Here is a 15,463-nt window from a genome sequence, read left to right on the forward strand (position 1 = left end):
AACGGCAACGTGCGTTGCCGTTTTTAGGGTTTTCACCCTCTCCCCGTGGGAGAGGGCCGGGGTGAGGGCATCAGGCCGCACAATTCAACGACGACGCTGCCAGACCCACAGCCCGCTAATCGCCAGCGCGAACAGCGCGCCGAATCCCACCCCGATTGCCACGACCGGCGCCCCTGCTTTTACCGCCAGCGAGTAAATCCCCAGCATCAGTAACATCGCCATGTTTTCACCAAGGTTTTGCACCGCAATGGCGTTACCCGCCCCAACGGTCTGCTTGCCGCGCTCCTGCAACAGCGCGTTTAGCGGCACCACAAAGAAACCGCCTAACATGCCGATCAGCAACAGCAGGGCATAGGCAGGCAATAGGGCATGTTGCAGGGAGAAGAACAGAACGCCGACGCCAATCAGGATCCCCGCCGGCATGCAGCGCGCGACGGTTTCCAGCGTCACCAGTTTTGCCGCAGCCCCGGCCCCGACAACAATCCCGACGGCGACCATGGCATTCAGATAAGTCGGCGTGGCGTTGTCAGTAATGCCCAGCGCCACCGGCACCCACAGCACCAGCAGGAAACGCAGCGTAACGCCGGCCCCCCAGAACATGCTGGTGCCCATCAGCGAGAAGCGTGTTTCACCGTTACGCCACAGTACGCGGCAGGCGTTGAAGAAGCTGCCGGTCATGGGCCTGAAGCGCCATGATTGCCCCGGACGCGCCACGGCCAGTTTGGGGATAAACAGGTTGGCGATCACCGCGCCACCGTACATCAGGGCGCAGATGCCAAGCGCGGCGAGCACATGCCAGTCTGCCAGTACGCCACCCGCCACCGAACCCAGCAGAATAGCCGCAATGGTGGAGGACTCCATCAGGCCGTTGGCCTTCACCAGCTTATCACCGGTGGTGAGTTCACCCAGAATGCCGTACTTCGCCGGAGAGTAGGCTGCCGCGCCAATGCCCACCAGCGTGTAGCCGACGAACGGATTGATACCAAAGCAGATACTTGCCGCGCCCAGAAGCTTAAGGCTGTTGGCAAACATCATGACCCGACCTTTCGGGAAGCTGTCCGCCACCTGGCCGACAAACGGCGCAAATACGATGTAAGCACCCACAAACACCATCTGAAGGATCGGCTGGCTCCAGTCGGGATAAAACTCAGCTTTCAGCAACGCCAGCGTGGCAAACAGCAACGCGTTATCGCCGAACGCGGAAAGAAACTGGGCGGCGATAACCGCCATCATGCCTTTCGACCAGATTGAAGTGTTAGTGTGCACTGACTCACGCATTTTGCTGTTCCGCCTCTTCAACCATGCCCTTCAGGGTCACGAAATCGGGTTTACCGCTGCCCAGCACCGGTAACTGTTTGAGGTAACGAATATCGCGGGGAACCGCCAGCTCGGGGATACCGTGTTCGCGTGCATACCTGAGCAGCGCGTCACGTTTCAGTTCACCGTCTGTCGTGAAGAGCACCAGCGCCTCGCCTTTACTGGCATCACTTTTCACCACGGTCGCATGCATTTTCTCCGCCGAGACTGCGGTCGCCAGCGTCTCGACCATTTCAAGAGAGACCATTTCCCCGGCGATCTTGGCGAAGCGTTTTGCACGTCCCTGGATCTGCACGAAGCCCTGATCGTCGAAGCGCACGATATCGCCCGTGTCGTACCAGCCCGTTTCAACCTCGCCATTGACGTTCTCGGCCGTCGGCGCCTCAAGCACGCCCGGGTTTTCCACACGCAGATAGCCGTTCATGACGTTCGGCCCTTTCAACTGAAGACGTCCGCCGTCTTCAATACCCGGCACCGCCAGCAGACGTGCGTCCAGCCCCGGCAGAATGCGGCCAACCGTTCCCGGTTTTGCCGCCATCGGAACGTTGATGGAGACCACCGGCGCGCACTCCGTCACGCCATAGCCTTCCAGAATGCGCAGGCCAAACTTGTCCTGCCAGATCTGGCGCGTGCTGTCCTGGAGTTTTTCCGCCCCCGCCACCACGTAGCGCACGCGGAAGAAATCATACGGGTTAGCGAAGCGCGCGTAGTTTCCGAGGAAGGTGGACGTCCCGAACAGCACCGTGCAGTTACGGTCATAGACCAGCTCCGGCACAATGCGGTAGTGCAGCGGGCTTGGGTAGAGGAACACCTCGGCACCGGTCAGCAGCGGCGTAAAGAGCCCCACGGTCAGGCCAAAGGAGTGGAATAGCGGCAGCGCCGACATAAAGCGATCGTTGGCGGTAAAGTCAGCGATGGTTTTAATCTGTTCGACGTTCGCCAGAATGCTTTTGTGACTGTGAACCACACCTTTCGGGTTACCTTCAGAGCCAGAGGTAAAGAGGATAATGGCATCATCTTCCGGCTGCTGCTTAACCTGCGCCAGACGCGGCATCAGCAGGTGTGCGAAAATCCACAGCTTGTCGGCGGTCGTGACGTCTGCTTTCAGATCTTCCAGGAACACCCAGCGCACCTGCGTCAGCTGTTCCGGCAGGTGCCACAGCTTGCCTTTATCCAGGAACTGGCGGGAGGTAAAGACGGTGTTGATTTGCGCCGCGGTAATCGCGCTGGAGAGCCCTTTCACGCCCGCCGTGTAGTTCATCATCGCCGGAATGCGGCCCCGGGAGACGGCACCAAAGATCACCGCCGCGCTGATACCCGCATTTGGCAGCATCAGGCCGATCTTTTCGCCCTGTTTGCTGTACTTCTCCAGGATACGCCCGACAAACAGCGTTTTGGTCAACAGTTTACGGTAGGTATCCGGCGTAAAGTTGATGTCTTCGATGCAGTTTTTCTTCGCACCGTAGCGATACTGCGCCGACAGCAACGATTCATACAGCGTTTCGCGCGGGCGAACGGCCATGCGCGCTTCCATCATAATCTGGTGCAGCATTTCCCCGGCGATTTTACGGCGGTCGCGCGCGCGCGGCGCCTCGGGCATCGGCAGTGACGTCGGCGGTAATATATGCAGCGTAATTTTCGGGAACAGACGCTGCTTCACCAGCCCTTTCAGACGGCTGAAAAAGGTCAGCTCAGCCCCGTTGATGCGTAGCGGCACGACGGTGGCCTGAGACTTCGCCGCGACAAAACCGGCCCCGTCGTAAATTTTCATCAGGGAGCCCGTCACTGAAATACGCCCTTCCGGGAAGATAACCACCGGGCGCCCCTGCCCAACCAGACGCACCAGATGTTTAATCATCATCGGTTTAGTTGGGTCGAGCGGGACAAAATCAATCAGCGGTTTGAGCCAGCGCATGTACCATTTTTCACTGATGGAGCTGTAAACCGCGAAGACGGGCCGCACGGGCAAAAACAGCGCCAGCAATACGCCATCAAGAAAAGAGACGTGATTCGGTGTGATAAGCACACGCTCGCCATAGAGTGCCTGCGTATCGCCAGTCACGCGGATGCGAAACAGGACACGAAACAGTGTGCGGAAGAACCCAAAAAGCATTTCAACTCCCTTTGCCAGCCAGTGTGAAAGGTATAAATGGTGGCAGATTACACGAGAAGTAGTGAGGGAGCGATAGCAAAAACAGAGGCGAAAAAAAACCTGCGCATCCGCGCAGGTTGGTGCAAGAGAAGAGTACGAAAACGTACCAGGAATTCTCACCAATCAATACCTCTGGGATCTTGATTGTGGCCTCCGGCGACAGGCTTCGCCAGCGGGAAAACGCAAGGGAATGAGCCGAAGTGCAACCAGGTGTGAATATTCTCTTTTGCTGTTACAGGTTGAACTTACAGGCAAAAAAAAACCTGCGTAAAACGCAGGTTGGTGTAAATCGTGTTAATCAACCGAAGTTGATTCCACCTATCAATACCTCTGGGATCTCGACTCTAGCAATTCACTACGCATCGTTGCTAACGGACAATCGCAACAGCCTGAGGCAAAGTGTAACTAAAGGTTCAGATTGACATTATTCAGACATGACTGGCCGTGTAACGATTACACCGCGAGGGATGTTCTGCTTCACGTTTGCAGAGGACGCTTACCCGCTCCCCTTGAATGCGCGCCGCTTTTCCGCAACACTAGTTAGTGTGTAAACGCTTACCCCTATAAGAAGGTATTGAATGGCGACAATTAAGGATGTGGCTCGTCTGGCCGGTGTTTCCGTCGCGACCGTCTCCCGCGTGATCAACAACTCCCCTAAAGCGAGTGATGCATCGCGCCAGGCCGTGCAGGACGCCATGGAAAACCTGAATTATCACCCTAACGCCAACGCGCGCGCCCTTGCCCAGCAGTCGACAGAAACCATCGGGCTGGTGGTCGGGGATGTATCCGATCCGTTTTTCGGTGCAATGGTCAAAGCCGTAGAACAAGTTTCTTATCACACCGGAAATTTCCTGCTGATTGGTAATGGCTACCACAATGAACAGAAAGAGCGCCAGGCCATTGAGCAGCTGATCCGTCATCGCTGTGCGGCGCTGGTGGTCCATGCAAAAATGATCCCCGACGCCGAGCTGATCCATCTGATGAAACAGATGCCGGGGATGGTGATTATCAACCGCATTATTCCCGGTTTTGAAACCCGCTGCGTGGCGCTCGACGACCGTTACGGCGCATGGCTCGCAACCCGTCATCTGATCCAGCAGGGCCATACCCGAATTGGTTATCTGTGCTCCAACCACCCAATTTCCGATGCGGAAGATCGCCTTCAGGGCTATTACGACGCGCTGCGCGAAGCCGGTCTGCCGTGCAACGATCGTCTTGTGGCGTACGGAGAACCGGATGAGAGTGGCGGCGAGCAGGCGATGACGGAGCTGCTGGGCCGCGGGCGGAATTTCACCGCCGTGGCCAGCTATAACGACTCCATGGCCGCCGGCGCAATGGGCGTGCTGAATGATAACGGGATTGACGTCCCGGCAGAAATTTCGCTGATTGGCTTTGATGATGTGCTGGTGTCGCGCTACGTGCGCCCTCGCCTGACCACCGTGCGCTACCCGATTGTGACCATGGCAACGCAGGCGGCAGAACTGGCGTTAGCGCTGGCCGAGCATCGCCCGCCACCGGAAATTACCCACCTGTTCAGCCCAACCTTAGTGCGCCGTCACTCGGTGGTATCGCCCGCGGAAGCCGTGAGCGAACAGCGATAGAGATGGACGGTTTTATCCGGGTATTCCAGCGCATCGCCGATGTAGTGCCAGCCGTAACGTTCGTAGAAGTCGCGGCAGGCAGACCAGAGATGAAGCTCGTGATACCCGGCGCGTCGCGCGTAGCCGATAACATGCTGCTGAAGTTTTCCCGCCAGCCCGTTTCCCCGGGCGGCTTCATCGACATACAGCGCAGCCAGCCAGGGGTGGAGATCCTGCCGGGAAATTAAATCGCAACGCCACAACCCAACGGTGCCCAGCAGCTGGTCATCCTCAACGGCAATAAAGGTGAGCGGTAACTCGCCCGGCGTCAGGCTGTGCTCAACAATGCTCTGGAAAAAGGCACGCGGCATACCTTCACCAAACGCGTTCCAGATCCAGTCGATCACCCGCTGTGTAAACTGCGGCGCAGCGTGAAGCGGCAGTATATTCACACCAGTTTCCCCTGGAAAAGGGGGACCGATTCAAAGAGATAGCCGTCAAAATCGGGCGCGTCTTCGTCTGACAGCTCAAGCAGGCTCTTTTTGACGTTTTCAAGATGCTGGAACATCGCCTGCCACGCCCCCATCACGTCGCGGCGGCGGAGCGCAGCGAGAATGGTTTGCCTGTCGCCGAGCCATTTCAGCCGCCATGCGCGGCTGGCGATGTGGCCGTTGAATTGCTGCCACAGTGGGCTGCTGTCCATGTGATGCCAGACGCTTTCAACGGTCGCCAGCAGCATCTGGTTTTGTGTGGCCCCCGCCAGTACCAGGTGGAACATTTTGTTGTTGTCCTGGCTGCGATCGTCGGCGGCAATAGCCCGTTGCTCCTGCTCGATGATGCGGCGCAGGTTGTCGATATCCGCCCGCGTCGCCATTTTTGCGGCAAAGGCGGCAATGTTGCTTTCAAGCAGCTGACGCGCCTGGAGAATTTCAAACGGACCCACGTCACTGTTCAGAAAACGTTCTTCCTCGTTTTCATGCTCCTCCGGAATGCGCATCACGTACACGCCAGACCCCTGGCGAATATCCACCGTCCCCTGTAGCTCAAGCATCAGCAGCGCCTCGCGCACGATAGTGCGGCTCACGCCATACGTCTCGGCGATGTTGCGCTCCGGCGGCAGACGCGATCCCACGGGATAATGCCCCTGGATAATCTGCGCCCGTAAATCCTCGCCAATCTCCTGGTACTGTTTTTTTTCCGGCAGGATGACAGCCTTATCCACGTTTTCACCTGTGTTTTTCAGTTAATGCGCGGGCCGGACGTCCTCCCGGCCAGTTTGTGCGCTATTTTACCAGAAGGCTTACTTCCATTCATCGTCAACCCTGAGCGTCATCACACGCTCATCGCGCAGCTGGCGAAACCAGGATGCCGATTTCTTTGCCCGCCGTGCGCGATGGTTTTCAAGGTCGATCTCAATAAGCCCGTAGCGGTTTTTAAACGCGTTCATCGGGGAGACGTTGTCGGTGAAGGCCCACAGCATATAGCCGTGGCAGTTAGCCCCCGCCTCCCGCGCCAGCAGCGTGTAATAAAGATGTTCGCTGATAAACGCGATGCGGTATGCGTCATCGATAATGCCGTCGCGATTGCGAAACTCCGCTTCGTTCTCCACGCCCATCCCGCTTTCCGCCACAAACCAGTCAATGTTGCGATACTCGTTTTTAATCCGCATCGCCATATCGTAAATAATGCGCGGGAAGATCTCCCAGCCGCGGGAGGTGTTCATCCTCCGCCCCGGCAGCTCGAACGGCTCGTAGTAGTACGCCGGGTGGAACGGCGTCTCCAGGTGCCAGGCGCGGGACGGGGCTTTGACGCGATGCGGGTAATAGAGGTTAATGCCCAGCTCGTCGACGGTGTTGTCGGCAATCAGCGCCAGCTCGTCAGCCGTGTATTCCCACTGCACCTGATGCTGCGCCAGCAGGGTAAAAAGCGCCTGCGGATAGCGCCCGTGCACCAGCGGGTCGAGAAAGACGCGGTTATAGAACAGATCGTACATCTCTGCCGCCCGCACGTCATGCGGCGCGCGCGAGCGCGGATAGGTCACTTCCGGGTTAAGAATACAGCCCACCGAGCCGTCATACCCTTTCTCGCGAAACAGCTTCACCACTTTCGCCGTCGCCAGCACCTTATGGTGGTTCCACTGCATCCAGGTGCTGGTGTTCTGCTCATAGGGCCAGCGCAGCGCGTCGAGGTAGACGCGCGTCTGGACCACAATCGGCTCGTTGAAGGTAAACCAGCGGGTGACTTTGCCGTGAAAGCGCTCAAACACCTTTTCCGCATAGCGAACGAACAGCTCGACGACGTGCTTCGACGCCCAGCCGCCGTAGGTCTCCAGCAGCACGCCCGGCAATTCGTAGTGTTCCAGGCAGATCATCGGCTCAATGCCCTGACGGTGCATTTCATCGAACAGCGCGTCGTAATAGGCGGCGTACTCTTCATCTACGGTGGCGTTTTCATAGTCGGTCAAAAAGCGCGACCAGTTGATCGAGGTGCGATAGTGCGTCAGTCCCGCCTGCTTCATCAGCGCCACGTCTTCGCGAAAGCGATTGATAAAGTCGGTTGCCACCGCCGGGCCGTAGCCGTTGTGCCAGACGTGACGATCGTTCTTGTACCAGAGATCGATCCACGAATCCTGCCCCGGCTTTTTGCCGCTCCAGCCCTCGGTCTGCCAGGCCGATGCCGCCGCGCCCAGCATAAAATCTGGCGGTATGGTTATCTGTTTTATGCTCATCCTGTCCTCATGCGTTATCGGTGGCTTGTTGCAGTGCGGCCTGATCTGCGCGGCGTGAGGCAATTTTCACAAACGGCAGATAGATAATCACCGCGGTCACGATGCAGATAAACTGGGTGATCACCGCCCCCATGGAGCCCGCGGTTGACAGCCAGGCGTTGATCAGCGGCGGCGTGGTCCAGGGCACCATCACCACGGCTTTCCCGGCAAATCCGGTCACGGTGGCAAAGTAGCCAATCGAGCCCGTCACCAGCGGCGTGATGATGAACGGGATAGCCAGGATCGGGTTGAGCATGACTGGCATCCCGAAGATCACCGGCTCGTTGATGTTAAAAATACCCGGGCCGATGGAGAGCTTGGCGATCTCCTTCATCTCTTTACGTTTGGTGGCAATCATGACGGCTATCAGCAGGCCGATGGTCAGGCCGGAGCCGCCGATGCTCATATAGACGTCCCAGAACGGCATGGTGATGATGTTTGGCACCTCTTTGCCCTGCTCGAACGCGCTCATGTTAACGGTGATTGCCCCCAGCAGCAGCGGCTCGCGGATCGGCTTGATCATCTGGTTGCCGTGGATACCAATCACCCAGAACAGCTGGGCGACAAACATCAGCAGCAGGATCCCCGGCAGGCTTTGCACCACCCGCTCCAGCGGCTGTTGCACCACCTGGTAAACCGCGTCGTAGAGATACATACCGGTAATCTGATGAAACACGAAGCCAAAGGTGGCGATGGCGGTGGTGGTGATAATGGCCGGGATCAGCGCAGAGAACGACGCGGCGACGTTCGGCGGCACCGTGTCCGGCATCCTGATTTTCAGCCCCTTACGGTTTTCCAGCCAGCAGTAAATCTCCACTGACAGGATGGCGATAAACATGCCGAGGAACAGGCTGCGGGTATCCGAGAACTGGCGCAGCAGCACGTCTTTCACCACGTGCATCTCGCTGTCCACCAGCATTTCCACCGTCGTCGGCGTTACGCAGATAAAGCAGATCACCGCCAGCAGGCCGGGGAACAGAGACTTAATGCCGTTAATACGCCCCAGTTCAATGCCGATTAAAAACACCGCGCCGATGTTAAGAAAGTTGAGCGTGGCATAGTTCAGCGCGCTGGTGATCGGCTTTAACGCCGCCAGAAACGACAGCGACTGAAAGCTCGCCAGGCCGTTTTTCGGATCCAGCACCATATTGGAGATCAGTACCGAGAACGCCCCCACAATGATGACCGGCATTAAGGTAATAAACGCAGACTTAATCGCCTGGATATAGCGATAGCTGTTGAAGGTGGTGGCAAAACTGCCCAGAGCGTCGATCAGTTTTTCCTGAAATGCCATAGGGTAATACCTCAGTAAAAGGGCTTTTATTGAATAAGATGGACAGCCGGATACTATTGGTATGCCAAAAATAGCGTCCACAGGCGCTTTGTTCTGTGATTAAGCTCTCAATGAGGTAAGAGGTATTCCAGATTGCGATTTATCACCATTTTGGCATGCCAATGACAGGCATTTATCCCGCGGGCGAGGATCGTTACCGAAAAGCGTGATCGTTATGGGGTTTTGCCCTTCCCACGTCGCTTATGCGCCGGATGGTCTGTGTTAAACTGCAAACCATTACGTGGAAACAGGAATTTCGAATGGCAACAATGCTGGATGTCTCACTGCGTGCGGGCGTGTCGAAGGCCACCGTTTCGCGCGTGCTGAACGGCACAGGTCAGGTTAAAGAGAGCACGCGTCAGCAGGTATTTCGCGCGATGGAGGAGCTGGGCTATCGTCCGAACTTTCTCGCGCGTTCGCTGGCTAACCAGACCAGCAACAGCATTGGTCTGGTCGTCTCGACGTTCGACGGTTTTTACTTTGGTCGTTTGCTACAGCAGGCGTCACGGCAGACCGAAAAGCACGGAAAACAGCTGATTGTTACCGACGGTCACGACGCCCCTGAACAGGAAGAACAGGCGGTGCAGATGCTCGCCGATCGCAAGTGCGACGCCATCGTGCTGTATACGCGTTACATGAGCGAAAAGACGATCCTGAAGCTGATCAACAGCGTGCAGACGCCGCTGGTGATCATTAACCGTGAAGTGAGCCAGGCGGCGGATCGCTGCGTGTTCTTTGAACAGCAGGACGCGGCCTTCAAAGCGGTGGATTACCTGATAAGCCAGGGCCACCGGGAGATCGCCTGTATCACCGTCCCGATCCACACGCCAACGGGTAAAGCGCGACTGATGGGCTACCGTAAGGCGCTGGAGAAGCACGGTATTCGTCTCGACGAGCGGCGGATTAAATACGGCGATGCAGGCATGACGCGGGGTTACGAGCTGTGCAAGGAGCTGATTGCGGAAAAGACATCGTTCAGCGCCCTGTTTGCCTGTAACGATGATATGGCCCTTGGTGCCTCCAAAGCATTACACCAGGCCGGGCTGAAGATCCCGCAGGATATTTCGCTGTTTGGTTTTGACGATGCCCCCAGCGCAAAGTGGCTGGAGCCTGCCCTGTCGTCGGTGTATCTGCCGATCGACAACATGATCATCACGGCGATCGATCAGGCGATCCGGCTGGCAAAAAACCAGCCGGTTGAAGCGATCCCGCCGTTCACCGGCACCCTGGTGTTACGCGATTCGGTGACAACAGGGCCCTGGTTTAATCAGACCAGCTCTAACGCCAGCAGCTCCTGAATGGTCTGGCGACGGCGAATCAGCCGCGCCACGCCGTTATCAAACAGCACTTCCGGCAGCAGCGGGCGGCTATTGTAGTTGGACGACATAGACGCCCCGTACGCGCCAGTATCATGCAGCACCAGATAATCTCCCGGTTTTACCTCTGGCAGCGAACGGGTTTCGACTTTCCCGCCTTCCTGCTGAGTAAAGACGTCACCGGATTCACACAGCGGGCCGGCAACAACGGTCTCGATGCGCGGGGCGATGACCAGATCGCTGCCATCGGCGGCAAGCGCGGTGATGTGATGATAACTGCCGTACATGGACGGGCGCATCAGGTCGTTGAAGCCAGCATCAATCAGCACAAAGTGACGGCTTCCCATCTCCTTCACGCTCCGCACCTGCGCCACCAGCACGCCAGCTTCGGCGACCAGGAAACGACCCGGCTCAATCTCCAGCTTCACCGCATGGCCCAGATGGGCGGCGATGCTGTCACGCGCGGCGCTCCACAGGCCGTAATAGTGATCCGTGTCGATCGCCTCTTCCCCTTCGCGGTAAGGAATCGAAAGCCCTCCCCCGGCGGAGATCGCCTCCAGATCCTGACCAAAATCGATAACCTGACGCACCATGGCGCCACAGACCTGCTCAAGATGGCCGTAATCCACGCCGGACCCGATATGCATGTGAATGCCCACCAGCTTGAGGTTGTAGCGTTGTAAAACCTCCAGCGCCGCAGGCATATCGGCATACCAGATCCCGTGCTTGCTGTTTTCGCCCCCGGTGTTGGTTTTCTGACTGTGACCGTGACCAAAGCCCGGGTTGATGCGCAGCCAGACGCGATGGCCAGGAGAGACCTGCCCAAGCTGTTCCAGCATATCCACCGAACCGGCATTGACCGGGATTTGCAGCTCGTGCACGCGCGCCAGCGTGGCGTCGTCAATCAGGTCAGCGGTGAAGACGATCGCGTCGCTGTCGGCTTTCGGATCAAACCCGGCCGCCAGCGCACGTTCGATTTCACCCAGCGATACGGAGTCAACCTTCACGCCCTGCTCGCGCATCAGGCGCAGAATATGAATATTGGAGCAGGCCTTCTGCGCAAAACGCACCACATCAAACTGATGCAGCGCGGCGATCTTCTCGCGGACAATCTGCGCATCGTAGACCCACACCGGGCAGCCGAATTCGGCAGGCAGGCGCAGCAGGTTATCGGCGTTTAAATCGGTCTCAGTCTGGTTGAGTGGGCGTGGCATGGTCGTCTCCGGAAATCTGTTTTTTATCATTACGCCATAGCCTGAAGAGAATAAAAAATATCGTTTTATCTTGAGTCTATGCAAAAATGATATGGACTACGCTCAGCCATCAGGTGCCCTATGCCCGCCGTTAACCTACGCCATATCGAGATTTTTCATGCGGTAATGACCACCGGCAATCTCACTGAAGCCGCGCACATGCTGCACACTTCGCAGCCGACGGTCAGCCGCGAGCTGGCGCGTTTTGAGAAAGTGCTGGGGCTGAAGCTGTTTGAACGCACCCGCGGCAGGCTGCATCCAACGGTGCAGGGTTTACGTCTGTTTGAGGAGGTTCAGCGCTCCTGGTACGGGCTGGACAGGATCGTGAGCGCGGCAGAGAGCCTGAGGGAGTTCCGCCAGGGCGAGCTGTCCATCGTCTGCCTGCCGGTCTTTTCCCAGTCATTCCTGCCGGTACTGTTACAGCCGTTTCTGGCCCGCTATCCGGAGGTCAGCCTGACCATCGTGCCGCAGGAGTCGCCGCTGCTGGAGGAGTGGCTTTCGGCCCAGCGCCACGATCTGGGTCTGACCGAAACCCTCGTCACGCCAGCGGGAACGGAACGCACGGAGCTGCTGTCGCTGGATGAGGTCTGCGTGCTACCTGCCAGCCACCCGCTTGCCCACAAAGCGGAGCTGACGCCGGCGGATTTTCACGGTGAGAACTATATCAGCCTGTCGCAGACCGACAGCTACCGGCAGCTTCTGGATGGCCTGTTTGCCGAACATCAGGTGAAGCGGCGGATGGTAATGGAAACGCACAGTGCGGCGTCAATTTGCGCGATGGTGCGCGCGGGCGTGGGTATTTCGGTGGTGAACCCGCTCACGGCCATGGACTACGCCAGCAGCGGCGTGGTTCTGCGCCGTTTTAGCGTTTCCGTTCCCTTTACCGTGAGCCTGATCCGCCCGCTGCACCGGCCCGCCTCAGCGCTGGTTGATGCGTTTAGTGAACACCTGATTGCGCACGCGCGTCAGGTGGCGCTTCGCTTACCTGACCTGCAAAAACCACTATGACAGCATAAACTCCACCGCATCGGCGGCATGGATGGCGGCGGTATCGAAGACCGGTATCGGGCTTTGGTCTGCCGGCACCAGCAGGCCAATTTCGGTACAGCCGAAGATGACCCCTTCCGCCCCCTGCTGCGCCAGTTTCTCAATCACGCTGACATACCATGCGCGCGACGTTTCGCTGAAGGTGCCCAGACACAGCTCATCAAAAATAATCTGGTTAATGCGCGCCCGGTCGGCCTCTTCGGGGATCAGGCTTTCAATCCCGAACTGGCTGTTCAGCCGCCCGCGGTAAAAATCCTGCTCCATGGTGTAGCGCGTCCCCAGCAGCGCCACGCGCGTCATGCCGGCGGCACGTATGGCACGCCCGGTGGCATCCGCGATATGTAAGAACGGCAGCGAACAGCGGTCTTCAATGTGCGACGCCACCTTATGCATGGTGTTGGTACACAGCAGAATACCCTGCGCGCCCGCACGCTCCAGCCCGAGCGCGGCGTCCGCCAGCATCTGCCCGGCTTTGTCCCACTCCCCGCTCGACTGGCAGGCTTCTATTTCATGGAAATCCACGCTGTGCAGCAGCAGGCTGGCCGAATGCAGACCGCCCAGACGCTGTTTGACACCTTCATTAATCAGGCGGTAGTACGGGATCGTTGATTCCCAGCTCATGCCCCCTAACAGACCGATCGTTTTCATCTTTCCTCCTGTGCGTTTCACCCAGTGAAGCAAACTTGTGATCGCCTTTCCAGTTATTTGGCTAAACGTTTCCTTTTCGCCGCGGGTGAGATAAATTAATTGAAACAATGTTTCATTACATAACAGGGCGAAAATATGTTTATTTTCCATAAAGAGACCACGCTTGAGGATCTGGGCAACGGCGTGACGCGTCGTATTCTGGCGCACGACGGCAGGATGATGGCGGTGGAAGTGAATTTCGAGCAAGGCGCGATTGGCCCGATGCATAACCACCCGCATGAGCAGCTCACCTACGTTCTCTCGGGGGAGTTTGAGTTCACCATCGGCGAGGAGAAGCATGTGGTGATGGCGGGCGACACCCTTTATAAAGCGCCGCACGTGATGCACGGCTGCGTTTGCCTGAAACCCGGCACCCTGCTGGATACCTTTACGCCGGTTCGCGAAGATTTCCTGAAATAAAAAAAGGCGCTCAGTTGAGCGCCTTTTTTGAAGTTATTCCGTAACCGGCTCAGGAAGTTGTTCCGGCAGCGGGTTGCGGGTGCTCATTGCCTCGCGCAGCAGCACGCTGCCACAGGCGAACAGTCCACCCAGAATACACGCCAGCAGCACGATCAGGGCTTTGCCCGGGCCATCTTTTTTCACCGGCATAGAAGGTGAAAGCTGGTATTTGAACGGCTCCAGGCTCACATCTTCGAAGGAAAGTTTTTGCAGCTGTGCCAGATAGTATTCGCGGTTCTGGAAATCGGCGTTCAGCTCAGAAACATCCTTCAGATTTTTTTCAATCTGCAATTTCTGCGCAATCCCGTCCGCACCGAGGGCGACGGAATAATCCGGATCGTCTTTCACCGCCTGTCCATTGCTGTAGACCGGCTTTTTGATCCCTGCCGCGTTCGCCACTTCCAGCGAGTAGTTCAGGCGTTGCAGGTTGGTATTATGGATATTTGTCAGACGGACCCGATCCAGCTCCAGCTGCTGCTGAACCGTTTTGGTTCTCAGGATCAGCTGATCGCGAATGTTTTGCATGGTCTCCTGCTCGACGATGCGGGAGATGTACTGAATGTAACCATTCAACACTTTCTGCGCGTCCTCTGCCGTTGGGGCAGTGAAGCTTAACGTCCAGGAGAGGTACGGTGCTTTATCAGCGTTTTTTTCCTGCGTGTTATCAACAGCCTTCATCTTTTCGGCAATATTGACCACCGCGCGGTGCAGCTCCAGCGGGTCAACCTGAGCGCCATCGAGCTGAGCCATCACGTAAGGTGAGCTCTTCATGTACTCTTCAAGCAGAGACTGGGACTGAAACTTTTTGATAAACAGATTAAACACATCCGCACGGGTAATTTTCACGTCGACATCAAGCACCTGGAGCGCCACCATCATCTGGCGCAGCGAACTCCACTGCGTCTGTTCCGCGGGCGTAATGACCGCTTTACTGGTCCATTTTTGCGGTATCAGAAAAGCGATTGCCAGGCCGACCAGTGCAAATGCAAAGACAATGGTGATGATGCGTTTTTTTGCTGCCAGCAGGACGTCCAGCAGACCCAGAAGATCTATTTCTTTAGCGCTGACCGCCGGGGGAGCATAGTGAGGAAAATTGAGATCCGTATGTTTTTTGAAATCCATCGCTGACATAACTGTTCTTCTTTTAAGGATGCAGTGAAATTCTGCCTGACTGGTTCCGGTGTAACAAATCATACAAGAATGTAAGAATTATCTGAATGACGAATTGGTACATCTGTAGACCTGCTATCAGATCTGGTAGTTAGCCACGCTGCGTGACTATTGTTATTCCTGCTCCCCTTTTGCTTCATTATCTCTTCCTCATGGGCCGCGGCGAACGTCCATGGAAAGTCAAAAATGCCACCTCCCTCACTATATTGAAACAGCGTTTCGACGCCGATCACATTTCCACCATTAAGCGAATGACGCAGAAATAAATCGCAATAATATAAAATAAAACGATGTTTTAGTATCCAAGAACACCGGTTCAGCTCTTTTGAAACCAGAAGCGCTTACAGCATGAAGAAAGACAAAAAAGCGTTAAAAAACAAAC

General features: G+C 56.7%; 13 protein-coding genes. 4 read left to right on the plus strand and 9 right to left on the minus strand.

What is annotated here, in order from left to right; all coding sequences use genetic code 11:
- Nucleotides 1-84 precede the first annotated feature (84 nt).
- The gene (gene lplT / locus KTH07_RS16035; RefSeq protein ID WP_032619104.1) at nt 85-1,278 is read right to left on the minus strand and encodes a lysophospholipid transporter LplT; all 1,194 of its coding nucleotides are present in this window, start codon (nt 1,276-1,278) and stop codon (nt 85-87) included.
- Nucleotides 1,271-3,430: a bifunctional acyl-ACP--phospholipid O-acyltransferase/long-chain-fatty-acid--ACP ligase gene (aas, locus tag KTH07_RS16040; RefSeq protein WP_032619103.1), complete on the minus strand. Its 2,160-nt coding sequence runs from the start codon at nt 3,428-3,430 to the stop codon at nt 1,271-1,273. Before aas ends, lplT begins: the two co-directional genes overlap by 8 nt.
- Nucleotides 3,431-4,047: 617 nt before the next feature.
- Between aas and galR the strand changes: the two genes are divergently transcribed.
- The gene (gene galR / locus KTH07_RS16045; RefSeq protein WP_003862806.1) at nt 4,048-5,070 is read left to right on the plus strand and encodes an HTH-type transcriptional regulator GalR; all 1,023 of its coding nucleotides are present in this window, start codon (nt 4,048-4,050) and stop codon (nt 5,068-5,070) included.
- On the opposite strand, the gene KTH07_RS16050 is transcribed toward galR, so the two are convergent.
- From KTH07_RS16050 to KTH07_RS16065, 4 genes are all read right to left on the minus strand, one after another.
- Nucleotides 5,025-5,501 carry a GNAT family N-acetyltransferase gene (locus tag KTH07_RS16050; RefSeq protein ID WP_017382852.1) on the minus strand — a complete coding sequence of 159 codons (477 nt, stop codon included), beginning with the start codon at nt 5,499-5,501 and terminating at the stop codon, nt 5,025-5,027. The genes galR and KTH07_RS16050 overlap by 46 nt on opposite strands.
- A complete protein-coding gene (locus tag KTH07_RS16055; protein WP_003862809.1) occupies nt 5,498-6,271 on the minus strand; it encodes a GntR family transcriptional regulator in 774 nt (257 codons plus the stop codon). The genes KTH07_RS16050 and KTH07_RS16055 overlap by 4 nt, the downstream gene beginning before the upstream one ends.
- Before the next feature lie 78 nt (nt 6,272-6,349).
- Entirely contained in the window at nt 6,350-7,777 is a 1,428-nt protein-coding gene (locus tag KTH07_RS16060) for a glycoside hydrolase family 1 protein (protein WP_023304354.1), read from the minus strand.
- A gap of 7 nt (nt 7,778-7,784) precedes the next feature.
- Entirely contained in the window at nt 7,785-9,110 is a 1,326-nt protein-coding gene (locus tag KTH07_RS16065) for a PTS sugar transporter subunit IIC (RefSeq protein WP_063162082.1), read from the minus strand.
- Between the two features lie 299 nt (nt 9,111-9,409).
- Here KTH07_RS16065 and KTH07_RS16070 point away from each other — a divergent pair, with 299 nt between their 5' ends.
- On the plus strand, nt 9,410-10,447 hold the full coding sequence (locus KTH07_RS16070; protein WP_017692728.1) for a LacI family DNA-binding transcriptional regulator: 1,038 nt from the start codon (nt 9,410-9,412) through the stop codon (nt 10,445-10,447).
- Here the strand turns inward: KTH07_RS16070 and lysA are convergent.
- Complete coding sequence (lysA, locus tag KTH07_RS16075; RefSeq protein ID WP_032619102.1) at nt 10,417-11,679, minus strand: diaminopimelate decarboxylase; 1,263 nt, start codon at nt 11,677-11,679, stop codon at nt 10,417-10,419. The two genes, KTH07_RS16070 and lysA, sit on opposite strands and share 31 nt — an antisense overlap.
- A gap of 120 nt (nt 11,680-11,799) precedes the next feature.
- Here lysA and KTH07_RS16080 point away from each other — a divergent pair, with 120 nt between their 5' ends.
- Entirely contained in the window at nt 11,800-12,726 is a 927-nt protein-coding gene (locus KTH07_RS16080) for a LysR family transcriptional regulator (protein WP_017692726.1), read from the plus strand.
- Here KTH07_RS16080 and KTH07_RS16085 read toward each other — a convergent pair.
- Nucleotides 12,721-13,413 (minus strand): aspartate/glutamate racemase, encoded by a 693-nt coding sequence (locus tag KTH07_RS16085; RefSeq protein ID WP_017382858.1) that lies wholly within the window; start codon nt 13,411-13,413, stop codon nt 12,721-12,723. The genes KTH07_RS16080 and KTH07_RS16085 overlap by 6 nt on opposite strands.
- Nucleotides 13,414-13,548: 135 nt before the next feature.
- Between KTH07_RS16085 and KTH07_RS16090 the strand changes: the two genes are divergently transcribed.
- Complete coding sequence (locus KTH07_RS16090) at nt 13,549-13,872, plus strand: cupin domain-containing protein (RefSeq protein ID WP_015571763.1); 324 nt, start codon at nt 13,549-13,551, stop codon at nt 13,870-13,872.
- 33 nt (nt 13,873-13,905) lie between these two features.
- Here the strand turns inward: KTH07_RS16090 and wzz(fepE) are convergent, their stop codons facing one another.
- Nucleotides 13,906-15,042, minus strand: a complete 1,137-nt coding sequence (wzz(fepE), locus tag KTH07_RS16095; RefSeq protein ID WP_017382859.1) for an LPS O-antigen length regulator Wzz(fepE) — start codon at nt 15,040-15,042, stop codon at nt 13,906-13,908.
- Between the last annotated feature and the right edge of the window lie 421 nt (nt 15,043-15,463).

It is taken from the genome of Enterobacter cloacae complex sp. ECL72 (assembly GCF_019056635.1).
In the GTDB taxonomy this organism is placed as follows: domain Bacteria; phylum Pseudomonadota; class Gammaproteobacteria; order Enterobacterales; family Enterobacteriaceae; genus Enterobacter; species Enterobacter hormaechei_C.

Coding starts and splice junctions, on each gene's coding strand:
- lplT (WP_032619104.1), bottom strand. CDS start 1,278: ATGCGTGAGTCAGTGCACACTAACACTTCAATCTGGTCGAAAGGCATG.
- aas (WP_032619103.1), bottom strand. CDS start 3,430: ATGCTTTTTGGGTTCTTCCGCACACTGTTTCGTGTCCTGTTTCGCATC.
- galR (WP_003862806.1), top strand. CDS start 4,048: ATGGCGACAATTAAGGATGTGGCTCGTCTGGCCGGTGTTTCCGTCGCG.
- KTH07_RS16060 (WP_023304354.1), bottom strand. CDS start 7,777: ATGAGCATAAAACAGATAACCATACCGCCAGATTTTATGCTGGGCGCG.
- KTH07_RS16065 (WP_063162082.1), bottom strand. CDS start 9,110: ATGGCATTTCAGGAAAAACTGATCGACGCTCTGGGCAGTTTTGCCACC.
- KTH07_RS16070 (WP_017692728.1), top strand. CDS start 9,410: ATGGCAACAATGCTGGATGTCTCACTGCGTGCGGGCGTGTCGAAGGCC.
- lysA (WP_032619102.1), bottom strand. CDS start 11,679: ATGCCACGCCCACTCAACCAGACTGAGACCGATTTAAACGCCGATAAC.
- KTH07_RS16080 (WP_017692726.1), top strand. CDS start 11,800: ATGCCCGCCGTTAACCTACGCCATATCGAGATTTTTCATGCGGTAATG.
- KTH07_RS16085 (WP_017382858.1), bottom strand. CDS start 13,413: ATGAAAACGATCGGTCTGTTAGGGGGCATGAGCTGGGAATCAACGATC.
- KTH07_RS16090 (WP_015571763.1), top strand. CDS start 13,549: ATGTTTATTTTCCATAAAGAGACCACGCTTGAGGATCTGGGCAACGGC.